Source organism: Pseudomonas sp. LBUM1652 (assembly GCF_059716105.1).
In genome coordinates this window covers 620,000-639,133 of sequence record NZ_CP166804.1, presented here as the reverse complement: position 1 = coordinate 639,133, position 19,134 = coordinate 620,000, and the positions used below count along the sequence as shown (strand labels likewise).

Annotated in this window: 15 protein-coding genes and 2 tRNA genes; 4 read left to right on the top strand and 13 right to left on the bottom strand. The window is 59.5% G+C overall.

Annotation, left to right across the window (positions count from 1 at the left end; all coding sequences use genetic code 11):
* Window positions 1-27: 27 nt before the first annotated feature.
* The 7 genes from dnaB to rnr all read right to left on the bottom strand — a co-directional run bounded on the left by dnaB (window position 28) and on the right by rnr (window position 7,326).
* Window positions 28-1,425 (bottom strand): replicative DNA helicase, encoded by a 1,398-nt coding sequence (gene dnaB, locus ACA069_RS02845; RefSeq protein ID WP_187677870.1) that lies wholly within the window; start codon window positions 1,423-1,425, stop codon window positions 28-30.
* A gap of 121 nt (window positions 1,426-1,546) precedes the next feature.
* Window positions 1,547-1,993 carry a 50S ribosomal protein L9 gene (rplI, locus tag ACA069_RS02840; RefSeq protein ID WP_187677871.1) on the bottom strand — a complete coding sequence of 149 codons (447 nt, stop codon included), beginning with the start codon at window positions 1,991-1,993 and terminating at the stop codon, window positions 1,547-1,549.
* A 19-nt stretch (window positions 1,994-2,012) separates the two neighbouring features.
* Complete coding sequence (locus ACA069_RS02835; protein ID WP_187677872.1) at window positions 2,013-2,906, bottom strand: hypothetical protein; 894 nt, start codon at window positions 2,904-2,906, stop codon at window positions 2,013-2,015.
* Between the two features lie 36 nt (window positions 2,907-2,942).
* Window positions 2,943-3,173: a 30S ribosomal protein S18 gene (gene rpsR / locus ACA069_RS02830; protein WP_002551829.1), complete on the bottom strand. Its 231-nt coding sequence runs from the start codon at window positions 3,171-3,173 to the stop codon at window positions 2,943-2,945.
* A 28-nt stretch (window positions 3,174-3,201) separates the two neighbouring features.
* Window positions 3,202-3,624 carry a 30S ribosomal protein S6 gene (rpsF, locus tag ACA069_RS02825; RefSeq protein WP_095187325.1) on the bottom strand — a complete coding sequence of 141 codons (423 nt, stop codon included), beginning with the start codon at window positions 3,622-3,624 and terminating at the stop codon, window positions 3,202-3,204.
* Between the two features lie 307 nt (window positions 3,625-3,931).
* A complete protein-coding gene (gene rlmB, locus ACA069_RS02820) occupies window positions 3,932-4,699 on the bottom strand; it encodes a 23S rRNA (guanosine(2251)-2'-O)-methyltransferase RlmB (RefSeq protein ID WP_042557396.1) in 768 nt (255 codons plus the stop codon).
* Entirely contained in the window at window positions 4,696-7,326 is a 2,631-nt protein-coding gene (gene rnr, locus ACA069_RS02815) for a ribonuclease R (protein ID WP_497616220.1), read from the bottom strand. Before rnr ends, rlmB begins: the two co-directional genes overlap by 4 nt.
* A 225-nt stretch (window positions 7,327-7,551) precedes the next feature.
* On the opposite strand from rnr, the gene ACA069_RS02810 reads away from it, so the two are divergent.
* The 4 genes from ACA069_RS02810 (at window position 7,552) to ACA069_RS02795 (ending at window position 10,676) form a co-directional block, all read left to right on the top strand.
* A tRNA-Leu gene (locus ACA069_RS02810) sits at window positions 7,552-7,638 on the top strand.
* A gap of 181 nt (window positions 7,639-7,819) precedes the next feature.
* Window positions 7,820-7,906, top strand: a tRNA-Leu gene (locus ACA069_RS02805).
* 194 nt (window positions 7,907-8,100) lie between these two features.
* Window positions 8,101-9,111 carry an iron ABC transporter substrate-binding protein gene (locus tag ACA069_RS02800; protein WP_401272077.1) on the top strand — a complete coding sequence of 337 codons (1,011 nt, stop codon included), beginning with the start codon at window positions 8,101-8,103 and terminating at the stop codon, window positions 9,109-9,111.
* Window positions 9,111-10,676 (top strand): ABC transporter permease, encoded by a 1,566-nt coding sequence (locus tag ACA069_RS02795; protein WP_497616218.1) that lies wholly within the window; start codon window positions 9,111-9,113, stop codon window positions 10,674-10,676. The genes ACA069_RS02800 and ACA069_RS02795 overlap by 1 nt, the downstream gene beginning before the upstream one ends.
* 88 nt (window positions 10,677-10,764) lie before the next feature.
* Here ACA069_RS02795 and ACA069_RS02790 read toward each other — a convergent pair whose 3' ends face one another.
* From ACA069_RS02790 to hflX, 6 genes are all read right to left on the bottom strand, one after another.
* Complete coding sequence (locus ACA069_RS02790) at window positions 10,765-12,699, bottom strand: methyl-accepting chemotaxis protein (RefSeq protein ID WP_497616216.1); 1,935 nt, start codon at window positions 12,697-12,699, stop codon at window positions 10,765-10,767.
* Window positions 12,700-12,838: 139 nt separating this feature from the next.
* Complete coding sequence (locus ACA069_RS02785) at window positions 12,839-14,128, bottom strand: adenylosuccinate synthase (RefSeq protein ID WP_489880351.1); 1,290 nt, start codon at window positions 14,126-14,128, stop codon at window positions 12,839-12,841.
* A 54-nt stretch (window positions 14,129-14,182) separates the two neighbouring features.
* The gene (locus ACA069_RS02780; RefSeq protein ID WP_187677878.1) at window positions 14,183-15,370 is read right to left on the bottom strand and encodes an ATP phosphoribosyltransferase regulatory subunit; all 1,188 of its coding nucleotides are present in this window, start codon (window positions 15,368-15,370) and stop codon (window positions 14,183-14,185) included.
* A gap of 314 nt (window positions 15,371-15,684) precedes the next feature.
* Window positions 15,685-16,554 carry a protease modulator HflC gene (hflC, locus tag ACA069_RS02775; RefSeq protein WP_123448397.1) on the bottom strand — a complete coding sequence of 290 codons (870 nt, stop codon included), beginning with the start codon at window positions 16,552-16,554 and terminating at the stop codon, window positions 15,685-15,687.
* On the bottom strand, window positions 16,554-17,726 hold the full coding sequence (gene hflK, locus ACA069_RS02770) for an FtsH protease activity modulator HflK (protein ID WP_187677879.1): 1,173 nt from the start codon (window positions 17,724-17,726) through the stop codon (window positions 16,554-16,556). The genes hflC and hflK overlap by 1 nt, the downstream gene beginning before the upstream one ends.
* Window positions 17,727-17,822: 96 nt before the next feature.
* Window positions 17,823-19,124: a ribosome rescue GTPase HflX gene (gene hflX / locus ACA069_RS02765; RefSeq protein WP_095187332.1), complete on the bottom strand. Its 1,302-nt coding sequence runs from the start codon at window positions 19,122-19,124 to the stop codon at window positions 17,823-17,825.
* Window positions 19,125-19,134 lie beyond the last annotated feature (10 nt).

The window sequence follows — 19,134 nt, the reverse complement described above, 5'->3', positions numbered from 1 at the left end:
AGCTGGCCGAATGATTTCGGCCAATTCTTACTCGTCGTCGTCGAAGTTATAGCTGCCCGGGGCGAGGTTCTCGAAACGGGTGTACTTGCCGATGAACGCCAGGCGGATAAAGCCGATCGGGCCGTTCCGCTGTTTGCCGATGATGATTTCGGCAATGCCTTTGTGCTCGGTTTCCGGGTGATACACCTCGTCCCGGTACACGAACATGATGACGTCGGCGTCCTGCTCGATGGCTCCGGATTCCCGGAGGTCGGAGTTGATTGGTCGTTTGTTCGGTCGTTGCTCCAGGGAGCGGTTGAGCTGGGACAGCGCCACCACCGGGCAGTTGAATTCCTTGGCCAGGGCTTTCAAGGAACGCGAGATTTCGGAGATCTCATTCGTCCGGTTGTCGCCGCCCGATCCTGGTATCTGCATCAATTGCAGGTAGTCGATCATGATCAGGCCGATGTCACCGTGTTCCCGCGCCAGACGCCGGGTACGCGCACGCATTTCCGACGGGCTGATGCCGGCGGTATCGTCGATGAACAGTTTGCGATCGTTGAGCAGGTTGACCGCTGAGGTCAGGCGAGGCCAGTCATCATCTTCCAATTGGCCAGAACGCACCTTGGTCTGGTCGATGCGGCCCAACGAGGAAAGCATACGCATGACCAGCGACTCACCTGGCATCTCGAGGGAATACACCAGCACCGCTTTGTCGCTGCGCAGTACGGCGTTCTCCACCAGGTTCATGGCGAAGGTGGTTTTACCCATCGATGGACGGCCAGCGACGATGATCAGGTCGGCCGGTTGCAGCCCGCTGGTTTTCTCGTCGAGGTCGGTGTAACCGGTGGACAGGCCGGTAATGGCGTTGTCGGTGTTGAACAAGGTGTCGATGCGGTCGATGGCCTTGGTCAGCAGATCGTTCACACCTACCGGGCCGCCGGTTTTCGGGCGGGCCTCGGCAATCGCGAAGATCTGGCGCTCGGCTTCGTCGAGGATTTCCTCGGCGGTACGCCCTTCCGGGTTGAAAGCGCTGTCGGCGATCTCACTACTGATACCGATCAGTTGGCGCAACGTCGCTCGCTGGCGGACGATCTGCGCATAGGCCTTGATGTTGGCGACGGACGGCGTGTTTTTCGCCAGTTCGCCGAGGTAACCGAGGCCACCGACTTGCGAAGTCTGACCTTCCTTGTCCAATTGCTCGGCAAGGGTCACAACGTCGATCGGGGAGTTCTGATCGGCCAGTTTGGCGATCGCACGGAAGATCAGGCGGTGGTCATGACGATAGAAGTCGCCGTCGGAGACTTGATCGAGCACGCGTTCCCAGGCGTTGTTGTCCAGCATCAGACCACCGAGTACAGCCTGTTCGGCTTCGATGGAATGCGGCGGCACCTTCAGGGCGGCGGTTTGCAGATCATATTGCTCGGGTGCGGAGATTTCGTTCATGGCCACTTGGAGTCAGGGTTGAAAACGGGAGTACCAGAAAGACAAAGGGCACGACCTGTGAACAGGATCGTGCCCGATGTTAACCGTCTGACGGACAAGCCGCCAGCCGATCAGGTGTTGCTTAAGCTGCTACCACGACAACGCGTACGGTGGCTTCAACTTCGGCGTGCAGGTGCACGGCTACGTCGAATTCGCCTACGTTGCGGATGGTGCCGTTCGGCAGACGAACTTCGCTCTTCTGCACTTCAACGCCGGAGGCGGTCAGTGCGTCAGCGATGTCGTGAGTACCGATCGAACCGAACAGCTTGCCTTCGTCGCCAGCGGTGGCAGTGATGGTCACTTCCAGCTCGGCCAGTTGGGCAGCACGGCTTTCAGCCGATGCTTTACGGTCTTCAGCAGCTTTTTCCAGCTCAGCACGACGCTCTTCGAACGCAGCCAGGTTGGCCGGGGTCGCAGCGGTAGCTTTGCCGTAAGGCAGCAGATAGTTACGACCGTAACCGGCCTTAACGTTCACTTTGTCACCCAGGTTGCCCAGATTGGTGACTTTTTCCAGAAGGATCAGTTGCATGTGAAAATCCTCTTAACTTTTAACCTTCACCGTTCGCGCTATCGATGTCTTTCGACACGTGACGACCGCGAAAATCAATCAGGCTGTCGACAATGGCCAAAACCACGAGCAACGGATAGATCAGCTGCATGAACAGCAACAGCGTTACGTACAACCCCACCAGCCAGAAACCGGCCAGTCGCTTCTGCCCGACCAGCCCATGAATCAGGGCCAGTCCGGCGAACACCAGCGGTACACTGCACAACGGCGTCAACATGGCCATCTGTGCACCGAGATTCGGGCCCAGAAGCATCAACGCCAGCAGTAACATCGCCGGCCCCAGCGGGATCCGGATGGCGCGAAACTCGCGACCAAAACCACCCGGGTTGTACAACAACGCCTGCCAATGACGCCCGACAATCAGGCTCAGCACGCTGACGATCTGCAACAGAGCCGCAATCAGTCCGGTCAGGACTGGTGCAATCAGGGACGCGAAACGCGCTTGCTCATCGACCGACAATTGCTTGTAGGTCTCACCGAGAAGCGCCGGCATGACCTTTATCAAGGCCTGCGCGAGCATCTCGATCTGGGCCGCAAACGCTGCCCCGAGCACCACTGAAAACACCACTCCAACCACTACGCTGACCAGCAGCGTGCGAACCCAGGATTCACTTGCGCGCAAAACCAACGCAAGCCCCGAAGATCCCAGTAGCACCAGAAGTGCCCGTGGATCATCGGCATACAGCCACCAGATCAATGCCGGCAGCAACCCCAGGGACAGAACGCCAAGGGCGTCCGTCAATCCGCGCCGCAGAAGCACAAGGCTCCCGGCGGCAGCACCCAACCAATACAACAACGGCAATGTTGCACATCCGGCCACCACGAGAGTGGCCTGCATACGGCCTCGCATGATGAACTCAGCTAAGGCACGCATGCATTCAATCCTTTGCTACTTGTCGACTGCCCGGTCTCAGCGGCCGTGGCTGTCGGTGTAGGCCAGCAGGGCCAGGAAGCGGGCGCGCTTGATAGCGGTGGCCAGCTGACGCTGATAACGAGCTTTGGTACCGGTGATGCGGCTTGGAACGATTTTGCCGGTCTCGGATACGTAGGCTTTCAGAGTGTTGAGATCTTTGTAATCGATCTCCTTCACGTCTTCAGCGGTGAAGCGGCAGAATTTACGACGACGGAAGAAACGTGCCATTTGATAGGCTCCTTAAAAGGTCCGTGGATTACTCGTCAGCGTTATCGCTGTTGTCGCTGTCATCACTATCAGCGCCTTCAGCGCCTTCGTGCTCAGGACGGTCGCGACGCTCACGGCGCTCACTGCGGTTTTCTTCAGCCTTGAGCATCTCGGATTGGCCGGTAACGGCTTCTTCGCGACGGATGACCAGGTTACGGATCACTGCATCGTTGTAGCGGAAGTTGTCTTCCAGCTCGGCCAGAGCCTTGCCAGTGCACTCAACGTTCAGCATCACGTAGTGAGCCTTGTGAACATTGTTGATTGCGTAGGCCAGTTGACGACGGCCCCAATCTTCCAGACGGTGGATTTTGCCGCCGTCTTCTTCGATCAGCTTGGTGTAACGCTCAACCATGCCGCCGACTTGCTCGCTTTGATCCGGGTGGACCAAAAAGATGATTTCGTAATGACGCATGAATGCTCCTTACGGGTTGTAGCCTGCCGCTCAAAAACGGTCAGACAAGGAGTGAATGACACTTATGGACTTGCCGGCGCGGGGCACATGCGTGCCTGCCGTCACAGCAAGGGGCGCAATTGTAGAGAAGGGACTGAAGAGGTGCAAGGCAATTGGTGATTATTTGAACAATCACCGATTCATGCCACACCACAAAGCACTGTGGGAGCGAGCCTGCTCGCGAATGCGGTCTGTCAGGCAACATTTACGTCGACTGACACTCCCCTTTCGCGAGCAGGCTCGCTCCCACATTTGTACCGTGTTCGACTCAGGACTTCTTCGCGGAAGCCTTGGCTTTTGCACCGCGCTGACGCTGCGCTTCGAACAGGCACACACCTGTCGCAACGGAGACGTTCAGGCTGCTGACGCTACCGGCCATCGGCAGGTTCACCAGATAGTCGCAGTGCTCGCGGGTCAGGCGACGCATGCCTTTGCCTTCAGCACCCATGATCAGGATGGTCGGGCCGGTCAGGTCCTGGTCATAAATGCTGACCTCGGCCTCACCCGCCGTGCCGACAACCCACAGACCGCGCTGCTGGAGCTTTTCCAGGGTGCGCGCAAGGTTGGTCACTGCCACCAACGGAATCACTTCCGCCGCGCCGCAAGCCACTTTACGGACCACTGGTGTCAGGGTCGCCGACTTGTCTTTCGGCACGATCACCGCCAGCGCACCGGCAGCATCCGCCGAACGCAGGCAAGCGCCGAGGTTGTGCGGATCGGTCACGCCGTCGAGCACCAGCAGCAGCGGCGCGCCGTCGGTACGGTCGAGCAGTTCGTCGAGCATCGCCTCGCCCCAGACCTGGCTCGGACTCACGTCCGCGACCACGCCCTGATGCACGCCCTCAACCCAGGCGTCCATTTCACGACGCTCGGCCTGACCGACCTGAACACGATTCTCGTTGGCCAGTTCGATCAGGGTCTGCACGCGCGGATCGTTTCGGCTTTCGGCCAGCCAGATCTGTTTGACGCGCTTAGGGTGATGACGCAGCAACGCTTCTACCGCGTGAACGCCGTAGATTTTTTCCAACTGACTCATGACTTCGCCTTCGGTTTACGTGCCCCGCCACTTTTGGCTGGAGCAGAACCCGCTTTCGGCGGGCCTTTACGGTGTTTGCTCGGTTTGGCTGGCTTGCCGCCGGTCGCATTCTCAGGCGCCGACCGTCCGGTCTTTCCCCCGGACGCCGCTTTACCACCGTTTTTGGCATCGGAAAGCAGCGCTTTCTTCATTTCACGGCTTTTGCGCAGCTCGGCGTTTTTCGCCACGGCGTCGCTCGGGCGATAGGCTTCGGCAGCCTTCTCTTTGGCCGGACGACGACCGGCGTTTTTTGCCGGAGCCTTTTCTTCCGGAGCCTTGGACGCTGGAGCAGCGGTTTCGGCGCCACGTTTTTTGCGACCGATCGGCGCGCTGATGGTTTTTTCCGCCATCTCGAAGTCGATCTTGCGCTCGTCGAGGTCGACGCGCATGACACGCACTTCAACGGTGTCGCCGAGACGGAAGCTACGACCGGTGCGCTCACCCGCGAGGCGGTGATGCACAGGATCGAAGTGGTAGTAATCGCCCGGCAGCGCGGTTACGTGTACCAGGCCTTCGACGTAGATATCGGTCAGTTCGACGAACAGGCCAAAACCGGTCACGGCAGTGATCACGCCCGGGAACGATTCGCCCACGCGATCCTTCATGAACTCGCACTTGAGCCAGTTCACTACGTCGCGAGTCGCTTCGTCAGCACGGCGCTCGCTCATCGAGCACTGCTCGCCGAGTTGCTCAAGTGCCGCTTCGTCGTACGGATAGATGCGTGCCTTCGGAATGGTCATCGCACCGGCACGGCGAACGTGCGGGGTGTCCTGCTTCGAATGGATCACGCTGCGGATCGCGCGGTGCGTGAGCAGGTCCGGGTAACGACGGATCGGCGAAGTGAAGTGGGTATAGGCTTCGTAATTCAGGCCAAAGTGACCGTCGTTTTCAGCGCTGTACACCGCCTGACTCAACGAACGCAGCATCACGGTCTGGATCAGATGGAAATCCGGACGATCCTTGATGCTCGCCAGCAAAGCCTGATAGTCCTTCGGCGATGGACCATCCTTGCCTTTATGCAGGGACAGGCCTAGCTCGCCGAGGAAGGCGCGCAGTTTTTCCAGACGCTCCGGTGGAGGCCCCGCGTGAACGCGGTAAAGCGCAGGAATTTCGTGCTTTTTCAGGAATTCGGCGGTAGCCACGTTGGCCGCCAGCATGCATTCCTCGATCAGCTTGTGCGCATCGTTACGGATGGTCGGACGGATTTCGGCAATCTTGCGCTCGGTACCGAAGATGATCCGGGTTTCCTGCGTTTCGAAATCGATCGCGCCACGCACGTGACGGGCTGCCAGCAACACCTTGTACAGCGCATAAAGCTGTTTAAGGTGTGGCACGACGTCGGTGTATTCGCCACGCAGTTTGCGCGCTTCGGTCGCTTTCGGCGTTTCCAGCATCGCGCTGACCTTGTTGTAGGTCAGACGAGCGTGGGAGTGGATCACCGCTTCATAGAAGCAGTAGTCGGTCATTTCGCCAGACTTGGAGATGGTCATCTCGCAAACCATGGCCAGACGATCGACCTGCGGATTCAGCGAGCACAGGCCGTTGGACAGCTGCTCAGGCAGCATCGGCACAACGCGCTCGGGGAAGTACACCGAGTTGCCACGCACTTGGGCTTCGTTGTCCAGCGCCGAGCCGATTTTCACGTAACTGGAAACGTCGGCAATCGCCACGTACAACTTCCAGCCGCCGGAGAACAAGCGCAGCTTGCCCGGTTTGGCTTCGCAGTAGACCGCATCGTCGAAGTCCCGGGCATCTTCGCCGTCGATGGTGACGAACGGCAGATGGCGCAGGTCGACGCGCTTCTCTTTGTCTTTATCTTCGACTTCCGGCTTGAGCTTGGCCGCTTCTTTCAGAACGGCTTCAGGCCAGACGTGCGGGATGTCGTAGGTACGCAGCGCGACATCGATTTCCATGCCCGGCGCCATGTAGTTGCCGACCACTTCGACCACATCGCCTTGCGGCTGGAAACGCGGCGTTGGCCAGTGGGTGATTTTCACCTCGACGAACTGACCGACCTGGGCGTTGGCATTGCGGCCCGGAGTGACCAGCACTTCTTGCTGGATCTTCGGATTATCCGCAACGACGAAGCCGATACCGCCTTCTTCAAAGTAGCGACCGACGATGCTTTCGTGAGCGCGGGACACCACTTCAACGATCACGCCTTCGCGGCGACCGCGACGGTCGAGTCCGGAAACACGGGCAAGCGCGCGGTCACCGTCGAACACCAGACGCATTTGCGCCGGGCTCATGAACAGGTCATCGCTGCCGTCGTCCGGCACCAGGAAGCCGAAACCGTCACGGTGACCGCTGATGCGGCCGAGGATCAGGTCGAGCTTATCCACTGGCGCATACGTGCCCCGACGGGTGTATATCAGCTGAGCGTCGCGCTCCATGGCGCGCAGGCGGCGGCGCAGGGCTTCGATCTGGTCTTCTGTGGTCAGACCAAACTCTTCGACCAGTTGCTCGCGGGCAGCAGGCGAACCCCGATCGGCGAGATGCGCCAGGATCAGTTCGCGGCTAGGAATAGGGTTTTCATATTTTTCCGCTTCACGAGCGGCCTCGGGATCGAGGGACTGCCAATCGGCCATTAGAGAGTTTTCACCTTGTCTATATACGGGTTAGTTTGGCATAGGCGTCATCAAACGGGAAATTTCAGACTATAAAGGCCCTTCTAAAGCCCTGTATCGACGCTTTGAAGTCGTTTTAAACACCGCCGGTAAAAAAAATCAAAAAAAATCGAAGCAGGGGTTTACAGTTAAAAAGACGCTCCGTATAGTGCGCGCCATTGACGACGCACAAGCGTTTCCGATACTGCCCAGATGGTGAAATTGGTAGACACGCCAGCTTCAGGTGCTGGTGACCTTACGGTCGTGGAAGTTCGAGTCTTCTTCTGGGCACCAATTTCGAGATTGAGAATAGATCAGTTTCAAGGCTCACACAAAAACCCGCGAAAGCGGGTTTTTTGCATTCTAAGGAACGCATTTGTTAAAACCGATTTATTAAAATTAAATCAGGGGTTTACAGATCAAAAAGCGCTCCGTATAGTGCGCCACATCAACAGCGGCAACGCTAGCGATGATTGCCCAGATGGTGAAATTGGTAGACACGCCAGCTTCAGGTGCTGGTGACCTTACGGTCGTGGAAGTTCGAGTCTTCTTCTGGGCACCAATTCAAATCCAAGGTAGTAACCTTGGATTTCACAAAAACCCGCGAAAGCGGGTTTTTGCGTTTCCGGGGTTTGAAAAACCTCTGCCCCCCTCCTCCCTAGCAAACCCTCCAGATCCCCGCAAGGCGCACTTGAGAAACAATATCGTTTATCATTGTTTCAAGTTTTTGCAATGCGACAGTGAGGAACCCTGCGAATGACGTTTCGAAATACCCTGCGCCGAGGCTTTACCTTCACCCTTCTCGGCCTGGCACTCGCCACTCCCCTCGCCCAGGCTGCCGATGCGGTTTCCCTGACTCTCTACAACGGCCAGCACAAGGAAGTCGGCGATGCGATCGCCAAAGCCTTCGAAGCCAAGACAGGCATTCACGTCAATGTTCGCAAGGGCAGCAGTAACCAGCTCGCCAGCCAGATCATCGAGGAAGGCGACCGCTCCCCCGCCGACGTGATCTACACCGAAGAATCTCCACCACTGAACAATCTCGGCGAGCAAGGCCTGCTGGCCAAGGCCGACGACGCCACTTTGGCTGTACTGCCAGAAAAATATGTCGCCGGCAACGGCACTTGGATCGGCGTCACCGCTCGCGTTCGCGTGGTTGCGTTCAACCCGAAGCTGATCGATGAAAAAGACCTGCCGAAATCGGTGATGGAATTTTCCGACCCGCAATGGCAAGGCAAAGTCGGTTTCGTTCCAACCAGCGGCGCCTTCCAGGAACAGGCCGTGGCCATCATCAAGATGCACGGTCGTGACGCCGCCGAAGAATGGCTGACCGGCCTGCGCGCGTTCGGCAAGACCTACAGCAACAACATGGTCGCACTCAAAGCGGTTGAAAACGGCGAAGTCGCCACCGTGCTGGTGAACAACTACTACTGGTTCGCCCTGCAACGCGAGAAAGGCAAACTGGATTCGAAACTGCACTACTTCACCGGCGGCGACGCTGGTGGCTTGATCACCGTATCCAGTGCGGCCGTGCTGAAATCCAGCAAGCACCCAAAAGAAGCCCAGCAATTCCTCGCCTACATGGCCAGCGAAGAAGGTCAGCGCGTGATCACCCAGACAACCGCCGAATACCCGCTGCACAAAGGTATGGAATCGGATCGCGGCCTCAAGCCGTTCAGCGAGCTGGAAGCGCCGAACGTCACCCCGGCCGATCTGGGCAATGCTGAAGAAGCGCTGGATCTGGAACGCGAAGTTGGCTTGAACTGATGGCCGCATCGTTAACCGCCCCCGCCACGCGCGGGGGTTACGTGCCACAGCGCAAGCGGCCGTCGATCTGGCTGGTGCTGCCGGTATTGCTGTTGGTGGTCATGAGCCTGTTGCCGCTGGCCTATGTCGGGCTGAAGGCCTGGCAGGCCGGCTGGGCCGAGGCGCTGCATTTGTTGTGGCGCCCTTATGTGTTCAGCCTGCTGCGCAATACGCTGGCGCTGATGGTCGGCGTGACCATCACCTGCGGCGTGATTGGTTTGTCGCTGGCCTGGCTGCTAGAGCGCACCAATCTGCCCGGGCGACGTCTATGGGGCGTGATTTTGTGCCTGCCCTTCGCGGTGCCGGCATTTGTCAGCAGCTTCACCTGGGTGTCGCTGAGCGCACAGTTCGAAGGCCTCGGCGGGGCGATTCTGGTGATGAGCCTGTCGAAATACCCGCTGATCTTTCTGCCGGTTGCAGCCACTTTGCGCAACCTCGATCCCTCCCTTGAAGAATCTGCGCGCACCCTCGGCCAGAACCGCTGGGGCGTGTTCTTTCGCGTCACGCTACCGCTACTCTGGCCGTCGCTGCTGGCCGGCTCGCTGCTGATTGCCCTGCATATGCTGGTGGAGTTCGGCGCGCTGTCGATCATCGGCCTGCAAACCTTCACCACTGCGATCTATCAACAGTTCGAACTGGAATTCAGTAACGCGAATGCGGCGATGCTATCTGCGGTGTTGCTGGCGCTGTGCCTGGTTCTGCTGTGGCTGGAACTGCGAGTGCGCGGCAAAGGCCGTCATGTGCGCACCGGGCAAGGTGCGGCGCGTCAGGCTGAACAGGTTCGGCTCGGACCGTGGGCCACTGTCGGTCAGTTGTATTGCCTGATGCTGGCGATCATCGGCAGCGGGATTCCACTGGGCATGCTGGCGTACTGGCTGGCGGTGGGCTCTTCGGCAGCCTTCCCGGTCGCGGCGATTACCGAAGCACTGCTGTCGTCGCTGGCACTCTCGCTGGGTGGCGCCGCGCTGTGCCTACTGCTGGCGATACCGGTCGGCCTGTTGGTCGTGCGTTACAAAGGCCAACTGGCGATCTGGGCCGAGCGCCTGCCGCATCTGCTGCATGCGTTGCCAGGACTGGTGATTGCGTTGACGCTGGTGTATTTCGCCCTGCATTACGTACCAGTGCTGTATCAGACGTCTGCGCTGTTGCTGATCGCTTATGCGTTGCTGTTTCTGCCGCTGGCTCAGGCGCCGATTCGCACCGCACTGAACAAGGCGGCACCGCAGCTGGAAGAGGCGGCACGCACGCTGGGTGCATCGTCGTTCACGGCGTTTTGCCGGGTGACGCTGCCGATCATCTTCCCGGCATTGGGCGCAGCGTTTGCACTGGTGTTCCTGGATGCGATGAAGGAGCTGACGGCGACTTTGCTGCTGAGTCCGACTGGGCTCAACACCTTGGCGACCGAGGTCTGGGCGCATACCGCGAATGTCGAGTTTGCGGCGGCGGCGCCTTATGCGGCGTTGTTGATTCTGGTTTCTGGATTGCCTGTGTATCTGCTGACGACGCGGATGTATTTGAGCCGCTGATAAAGCAAAAGATCGCAGCCTGCGACAGCTCCTACAGAGGAATTTGCGTTTCCCTTTAGGAGCTGCCGCAGGCTGCGATCTTTTAATCTTAGGCCCGGAACTGCCCCAGGCTTGCCTTCAACTGCGCAGCCAGACCATCCAGCACCTTGCCACTGGCCGTGGTTTCCACCACCGCCTGCGCCGCTTTCTCGGCCTGAGCATGTATCGTCTCGACCCGCCCACGCACCGCCTGCGCACCTTGCGCCTGATGCGCCGCCGCCTGAGTCGCCAGGCCAATCGCCGCATGCACCTGCTCAACCGAAGCCTGCACCGACTGCTGCAACCGCGCACTGTCACGCAGCACCAGCAAACCTTCGCTGGCCTGACGCCCGGCCTGACCAATCGCCTCCACCGCCTCACGCGCGCCCTGCTGCAAGGCGACGATATGCGCCTGAATGTCACCGGTCGAGCTTTGCGTCTTGCTCGCCAACGCCCGGACCTCATCCGCCACTACGGCGAACCCACGCCCGGTCTCGCCGGCCCGCGCCGCTTCAATCGCCGCGTTCAATGCCAGCAGGTTGGTCTGCTCAGCAATGCCGTGAATCACCGTCAAAACAACTTCAATCTGTTCACTCTGCTGCGCCAGACGCTCAATAACTTTCGCCCCGGTATCGACCTGCCCGGCCAGCGCCTCGATCAAGCTGCCGACCTTGGCCGATGTGCGAGTGTTCTCATCAGTCGCCTGACGAATATCCACAACCTGCTTCAACGCAGCCTGCATGGCATGGCTTTCCGACTGCGCCTCGTCGGCCATTTGCGACAGTGCCCGCAGACTTTCCGCCACTTCGTCACGCTGCATCCCGGCCGCCGCATCGGCGCCGGCATTGCGCAGGGTCATGGCACCGATTTCCACGCCGGTACGCTGCGCCACATCGCCCGCCTCGCGCACGATCGGCTGCAACTTATCGACAAAGCGATTGACCGCCGAGGCCATGTCGCCGATCTCGTCCTTGCTGTTGATCTGCACCCGCTTGGTCAGGTCGCCTTCGCCCGCCGCCAGATCGTCCATGGCGGCATTGAGCATCTTCAAGCGATTGACCACGCGATGGCCGAGCACCACGGCCAGCAACAGCAGCACGCCGCAGCCGACCAGCGCCAGGCCCATGCCGATCCGCCAGCGCAAAGTCGCTGCGGCATCCTGCACGGTGCTGGCGGTGTTAGCTTTCATCTCGGTGGCGGTGGATTGCGCTGATTGCAATCGCGCGCGCATCGCCGTCGCGCTGTCGGCTGCGGCGCCTTTTAGGCTGTCGCCGACCAATTGATCGCTGCTGGCAATCAGCGCGGTGAAACGCTTGTCGAGGGCGGCCAGATCGGTTTCCACCGAAGCCGTGGAAACCCCCATCAGCACCTTGCCGATTTCCACGCCATTCGGATTGATCGAAGCCTCGAGGTAGTAGACCGACGGATCGTTCTTCGCCGCATCCAGCACTTTATCCAGCGCACGCTCGCCCTGGCCCTTTTCCAGCAAGGCCTTGTTAATCGGGTTTTCGCGGTTGAGGTAGCGGGTCAGGTGCTGGCCGGTGGCGTCGTCGTAGACCACGAACAACACGCTGGGATTGCGCTGGGCGCGACGGGCAAATTCCGACAGGGTTGGCACATCGCCGTCCCACATGGCGCGGGGCGCAACGGAGGCGAGCAACTGGGCCATGTCGTTGGCCGAGTCCTTCAGATCCTTTTCCAATGTCGCGCGCAACTGTGCCTGTTCGTCCTTCAGTCGTGTGGACAAACCGGCCGTCAGGCGCTGACGGGTGCTGGCGGACAAGGCGTCGAGGCTCGACGTGACTTCACGCCCGGCCTGCTCCAGTTCACCGGAGAGCTTCTGGCTATCGGCACCGAGGCGCACCGCCAGATCGGCTTCCAGCGCCGTGACCGTGCTCCGCGTCAGGGCAACGGCCACCAGCACCTGCACCAAAAGGGCGATACCAAGGGTAACGAACACGGGCCGCAACAAACGGCTTTGTAACAGTGAGAGAACGGCTGACACTATGAATCCCTCTACTTCTGACGCCATTAATTTGATGGCACTCTTGTAGACAGATTCACAGCAAAGGTCATGCCGTCCAACAGGCATAAACGACAAAGGCCCCGATTAAGGGGCCTTTGTTTTTTACATCAACGACTTATCAAGCAAACGGGTGACGCAGAACGATGGTTTCGTTGCGATCCGGGCCCGTCGAAATAATGTCGATCGGCGCGCCGATCAACTCTTCAACGCGTTTGATGTAGGCACGAGCGTTAGCTGGCAGCTCTTCCAGGGTCTTGGCGCCCACGGTCGATTCAGTCCAGCCCGGCACTTCTTCGTACACAGGCTGAAGGCCCACGTAGCTGTCGGCGTCGGTCGGCGCAACGGCATTGCCTTGCGCGTCTTTGTAGCCGGTGCAGATGTTGATGGTTTCCAGGCCATCGAGGACGTCCAGCTTGGTCAGGCAGATGCCCGAGATGCTGTTCACGTCGATAGCGCGACGCAGGATAACGGCGTCGAACCAGCCGCAACGACGGGCACGGCCGGTGGTTGCGCCGAACTCGTGACCTTGTTTGGCCAGGTGCGCACCCACTTCGTCGAACAGCTCAGTCGGGAATGGACCCGAGCCCACGCGAGTGGTGTAAGCCTTGGTGATGCCCAGGATGTAGTCCAGGAACATCGGGCCAACACCCGAACCGGTCGCTACGCCACCCGCGGTGGTGTTGGAGCTGGTCACGTACGGGTAGGTACCGTGGTCGATGTCGAGCAACGAACCCTGGGCGCCTTCGAACATGATGTCTTTGCCGGCACGACGCAGGTCGTGCAGCTCGGCCGTCACGTCCAGCATCAGCGGCTTGAGCAGCTCAGCGTACTCTTTGCACTCGGCAAGGGTCTTGTCGTAGTCGATGGCAGGCTCTTTGTAGTAACCCACCAGCATGAAGTTGTGGTAGTCCACCAGTTCACGCAGCTTGTCTTCAAAGCGCGGCATGTTGAGCAGATCGCCAACACGCAAGCCACGACGTGCAACCTTGTCTTCATAAGCCGGGCCAATGCCGCGACCGGTAGTACCGATCTTCAGCTCGCCACGGGCCTTTTCACGGGCCTGGTCCAGCGCCACGTGGAAGGACAGGATCAGCGGGCAGGACGGGCTGATACGCAGACGCTCGCGCACCGGTACGCCTTTCTCTTCCAGCTTGGTGATCTCGCGCAGCAGGGCGTCAGGTGCAACCACCACGCCGTTGCCGATCAGGCACTGCACGCCTTCGCGCAGCACGCCCGACGGAATCAGGTGCAAGACGGTTTTCTCGCCGTCGATCACCAGGGTGTGACCAGCGTTGTGGCCACCTTGGTAGCGCACTACGGCGGCAGCATGTTCGGTCAGCAGATCAACGATCTTGCCTTTGCCCTCATCACCCCACTGGGTGCCCAGGACTACGACATTCTTACCCATAACACTTGTCCTCATTCGCGCAAACTTGGTGCCGGCGATGGCCGGCAGGAAAACTCAAGAAGCCAGTGGCGATACTTGCCAAAGCCCGTTCTGCTGAATCAATTGCCGGTCGCAGTCCGCATCACGGGCGGCGGCCAAAGGTTGTCCAGGCAATGCCTGAACGACACGCTGACCCTCACTGCGCAACTGGCAAACCTGCTGCCAGAGTGCCGCATCCGTACTGTCAGGCATCCAGATACCGCCAGACGGTAACTCGATCTCAGCACGCCCCAGGGTCACCAGGGTTTTCAAATCGGTGGAGAAGCCGGTTGCCGGACGGGCGCGACCGAAGTCGGCGCCGATGTCGTCGTAGCGACCGCCCTGAGCGATGGACTGGCCAACGCCCGGCACGAACACCGCGAACACCACACCGGTGTGGTAGTGGTAACCGCGCAACTCGCCCAGATCAAAATACAGCGGCAGCTCCGGGAAGCGCGCCGACAGACGCTCGGCGATCGCCAGCAAATCTTCCAGTGCTGCCAGCACCGGCGCCGGCGCATCGGCCAGACGCTCGCGGGCAGCAGCCAGCACTTCACGGCCGCCACACAGATCGACCAGCGCGCGCAGCATGCCGGACAGATCGGCCGGCAGGCCTTCGGTCAAGGTAATGACCTCGTCGATGGCCTTGCGTTGCAACGCATCGAACAACTGCTGCTCGACTTCACCGGACAGACCGGCAGCGCGCGCCAGACCACGATAGATGCCGACGTGACCGAGATCCATGTGCACATCCGGCACATCGGCCAGTTGCAGCATGGCCAGCATCAGGCTGATGACTTCGACGTCGCTGCTCGGGCTGGCATCGCCGTACAACTCGGCGCCCAATTGAATCGGGCTGCGCGAGGACGACAGTGCACGCGGTTGGGCGTGCAGTACGCTGCCGGCGTAGCAAAGACGGCTCGGTCCTTCGCGACGCAGGGTGTGCGCATCGATGCGTGCCACTTGCGGCGTGATGTCAGCGCGGAAACCCATCTGCCGGCCCGACTGCGGGTCGATGACCTTGAAGGTACGCAGATCCAGGTCCTGGCCCGCGCCGGTCAGCAGGGATTCCAGGTACTCGATATGGGGGGTCACGACAAACTCGTAACCCCAGCTCTGGAACAGATCCAACACCTGACGACGCGCAACTTCAATGCGCGCCGCTTCCGGTGGCAGTACTTCTTCGATGCCATCTGGCAGCAGCCAGCGGTCTACCGTTGCCATTACGCCATTCCCCTTTGATCCGGGCGGCCAGCACTAGGGCGAGCCTTGAGTGAAGCAGAAAATGACCGGTCCGTTCAAAACGCACGCGCATGAACGACGCAGCGAAAGGCCTGATACCGGCTTCGCCCATCACTTTCCTCGAAAAACTGTTCGGGCTGTTCAACCCGATGTTCTGCAGCAAAAACAGCAATCAAACGTGCAGACGCAAAAAAGCCGGGAATTTCCCGGCTGCCGCATCATACACACGTTTTCCCAAAGGATCACCCCGCCCGAGGTTTTAGCCGCCGGGCGGAACGATTCAGGTCAACGTCGTATCAAGGCTTGGACTTTTCCAGATAGCGGAAGAAGTCGCTGCTTGGGTCGAGGACCAGGACGTCGGATTTGTTCGCGAAGCTTTCACGGTAGGCGCGCAGGCTACGGTAGAAACCGTAGAACTCCTGATCCTGGCCGTAGGCCTTGGAGTAGATCGCAGCGGCCTGGGCGTCACCATCACCGCGAATCTCTTCGGATTCACGATAGGCTTCAGCCAGCAGCACACGGCGTTGGCGATCGGCGTCGGCACGGATGCCTTCTGCCAGCTCGTTACCCTTGGCGCGGTGCTCGCGAGCTTCACGCTCACGCTCGGTGCTCATACGTTCGAACACACTGCGGTTCACTTCTTTCGGCAGATCGATGGTCTTGACCCGGACATCGACAACTTCGATACCCAGCTCCTTTTCCGCCATCTTGTTCAGCGAAGCAGTGATGTCAGCCATCAGCGCATCACGCTCACCAGACACAACTTCGTGCAGGGTGCGCTTACCGAACTGGTCACGCAGACCGGATTCCAGACGACGGGACAGGCGCTCGTCGGCGATTTGCTTGAGGCCGGAAGTTGCGGTGTAGAAGCGCTCGGCATCTTTCACGCGCCACTTGGCGTAGGCATCAACCATCACGGCTTTCTTTTCCAGAGTCAGGAAACGCTGCGTCGGTGCATCCAGCGTCATCAGACGTGCGTCGAATTTACGCACCTGGTTAACGTAAGGCACTTTCACATGCAGACCCGGCTGAACATCCGCCTGCACCACACGACCGAATTGCAGCAACACCGCGCGCTCGGTCTGAGCCACGATGTAGAAGCAGTTCCAGCCAACCAGTACCACGACAACGCCAACGATCAGGGCGATCAGCGATTTATTGCTCATCAGCGGGTCTCCCTTGTACGCGACTGCGGCACGTCAGTGACATGCGGCGTGACATCCGTGTTGCTGGCGGCAGCCGAACCGGTGACCGGTGCATTGCTGCCCGAACTGTTCTGAATCATTTTGTCCAACGGCAAGTAAAGCAGGTTGCTCTGGCCGTCTTTATTACCGGTCACGAGTACCTTGCTGGTATTGCTGAAGACTTCCTGCATGGTGTCCAGATACAGACGCTGGCGGGTGACTTCAGGGGCCTTGCGATACTCGGCGACCAGTTTGGTAAAGCGATCTGCCTCACCCTTGGCGCGCGAAACCGTTTCGTCGCGGTAACCGTTGGCATCTTCAAGGATGCGCTGGGCCTGACCACGGGCTTCCGGCACCACGCCGTTGGCGTAGGTTTCAGCCTGGTTGCGCGAACGCTGCTCGTCTTCACGGGCGCGGATCACGTCATCAAAGGCTTCCTGCACTTCACGCGGTGCCGCTGCGCTCTGTACGTTCACCTGAGTAACGGTGATACCGGTGCGATAGGTATCGAGGAAGCGTTGCAGACGCTCCTTGATTTCGCTGGCCATCAATTCACGACCTTCGGTCAGCACCTGGTCCATGGCGGTCGAACCCACCACGTGGCGCAAGGCGCTGTCGGTCGCATGCTGCAGGCTGATTTCCGGCTGATCGACGTTCAGCACGAAATCCTGCAGGTTGCTGATCTTGTACTGCACGGTCAGCGGCACTTCGACGATGTTCTCGTCTTCGGTCAGCATCTGGCCCTGCTTGGTGTAGGCACGCTCACGCGTGACGTTTTCCATGTACTTTTTATCGATCGGCGGGAAGTAGATGTTCAGGCCGGGGCCGACAGTCTCGTAGTACTTGCCGAAGCGCAGCACTACGGCTTGCTCCTGCTCGTCGACCACATAGACCGCGCTGTACAGCCAGACGGCCGCGAGCACAACGAGGCCGATACCGAGCAGAGCGCCGAAGCCGCCACTACTCCTGCCCGAACCACCGCCGTCATCACCACCGCGTTTCTTACCACCACCGAACAACCCGTTCAGGCTTTCCTGCAGCTTTCGGAAGGCCTCGTCGAGATCCGGTGGCCCCTTGCGGTCGCCGTTATTGCGGCGCTTGCCACCCCAAGGATCCTGATTGTTCGAGTTGCCACCCGGCTCATTCCAAGCCATAGCGCTCTCCATCTGATAAAGCAAAGACGCACCCACGGCGCGCCGACCAATGCTACAGAATGCCTGCCGTTGCGGCACAACCGCTTTGTCAGGCTTTTATTGCAAAGTGTGTTGCTCGATGAATTCCATCGGCTGCAATCCTTCGCGGCTTACCAGTCGATTCAACTCGACCCGGGGCAAACGAACGGCCAGCAAGCTGATGCCTTCTTCGTCGTGTTCTTCTTTCTGCACCGCACCGAGTTCGAAGAACTGCGCACGCAGTCGAGCGAATCGTTGCGGCAAACGCAATGTGCCCACAAACAAATCGCTGCCCAGCAACTCGGCAATGGCTTGCTCAAGCAATTCCAGACCACTGCCATCACGCGCGGACAGCCAGACCCGTTGCGGCTTGCCATCGGCATCGCGCTGGATTTGTGGCTCAACGCCTTCAAGCAAATCGAGTTTGTTGTATACCTCGAGGATCGGCAAGTCCTGGGCTCCAATCTCACCCAGCACCACCATCACCTGCTCGATCTGCAACATGCGATCCGGCTCGGCCGCATCGATCACGTGCAACAGCAGATCGGAGTTGCTCGACTCTTCGAGCGTAGACCGAAATGCTTCGACCAGCTTGTGGGGCAAGTGACGGATGAACCCCACGGTGTCGGCCAAAACAATCGGCCCGAGGTCGTCCAGTTCGAGACGGCGCAGGGTCGGGTCCAGCGTGGCGAACAACTGATCCGCCGCGTACACGTCGGATTTCGTCACGTTATTGAAGAGTGTGGATTTACCGGCGTTGGTATACCCCACCAGAGACACGGTAGGAATATCCGCACGCGAGCGGCCGCGTCGCGACTGTTCGCGCTGGCTGCGCACTTTTTCCAGCCGGCCCTTGATCTGACGCAGGCGAACCCGCAACAGACGACGGTCGGTTTCCAGCTGGGTTTCACCCGGACCACGCATACCGATGCCACCACCTTGACGCTCAAGGTGAGTCCAGCCACGAACCAGACGGGTACTCATGTGGTCAAGCTGGGCCAGTTCGACCTGGAGCTTGCCTTCATGGGTGCGGGCGCGCTGGGCGAAAATATCGAGAATCAGACCGGTGCGGTCGATCACGCGACACTCGAAAACACGTTCGAGGTTACGTTCCTGACTGGGCGTGAGGATGTGATTGAAGATAACCAGATCGGCCTTTTCGGCATGAACCAGGTCGCGTAGTTCCTCGACCTTGCCACTGCCAATCAGGAATTTGGCGGTTGGCCGATGACGCGGCACGTTAAAAAACGCAACGGTCTCGGCGCCCGCCGAATTAGCCAGTTCCTGAAACTCCTGCGGATCTTCGCGCGCCTCAGGGTCCTGTCCATCCAAGTGAACGAGGATGACCCGTTCACCACCACCGTGGCGCTCAAAGAACAAAGGAGACTCC

Bases quoted from the DNA above. Each gene is read 5' to 3' on its own strand.
- ACA069_RS02780 (WP_187677878.1), bottom strand. From the start codon at position 15,370: ATGGCAACGGTAGACCGCTGGCTGCTGCCAGATGGCATCGAAGAAGTA.
- rpsF (WP_095187325.1), bottom strand. From the start codon at position 3,624: ATGCGTCATTACGAAATCATCTTTTTGGTCCACCCGGATCAAAGCGAG.
- ACA069_RS02785 (WP_489880351.1), bottom strand. From the start codon at position 14,128: ATGGGTAAGAATGTCGTAGTCCTGGGCACCCAGTGGGGTGATGAGGGC.
- ACA069_RS02835 (WP_187677872.1), bottom strand. From the start codon at position 2,906: ATGCGTGCCTTAGCTGAGTTCATCATGCGAGGCCGTATGCAGGCCACT.
- dnaB (WP_187677870.1), bottom strand. From the start codon at position 1,425: ATGAACGAAATCTCCGCACCCGAGCAATATGATCTGCAAACCGCCGCC.
- hflC (WP_123448397.1), bottom strand. From the start codon at position 16,554: ATGAGCAATAAATCGCTGATCGCCCTGATCGTTGGCGTTGTCGTGGTA.
- ACA069_RS02800 (WP_401272077.1), top strand. From the start codon at position 8,101: ATGACGTTTCGAAATACCCTGCGCCGAGGCTTTACCTTCACCCTTCTC.
- hflK (WP_187677879.1), bottom strand. From the start codon at position 17,726: ATGGCTTGGAATGAGCCGGGTGGCAACTCGAACAATCAGGATCCTTGG.
- ACA069_RS02795 (WP_497616218.1), top strand. From the start codon at position 9,111: ATGGCCGCATCGTTAACCGCCCCCGCCACGCGCGGGGGTTACGTGCCA.
- rlmB (WP_042557396.1), bottom strand. From the start codon at position 4,699: ATGAGTCAGTTGGAAAAAATCTACGGCGTTCACGCGGTAGAAGCGTTG.
- rplI (WP_187677871.1), bottom strand. From the start codon at position 1,993: ATGCAACTGATCCTTCTGGAAAAAGTCACCAATCTGGGCAACCTGGGT.
- rpsR (WP_002551829.1), bottom strand. From the start codon at position 3,173: ATGGCACGTTTCTTCCGTCGTCGTAAATTCTGCCGCTTCACCGCTGAA.
- rnr (WP_497616220.1), bottom strand. From the start codon at position 7,326: ATGGCCGATTGGCAGTCCCTCGATCCCGAGGCCGCTCGTGAAGCGGAA.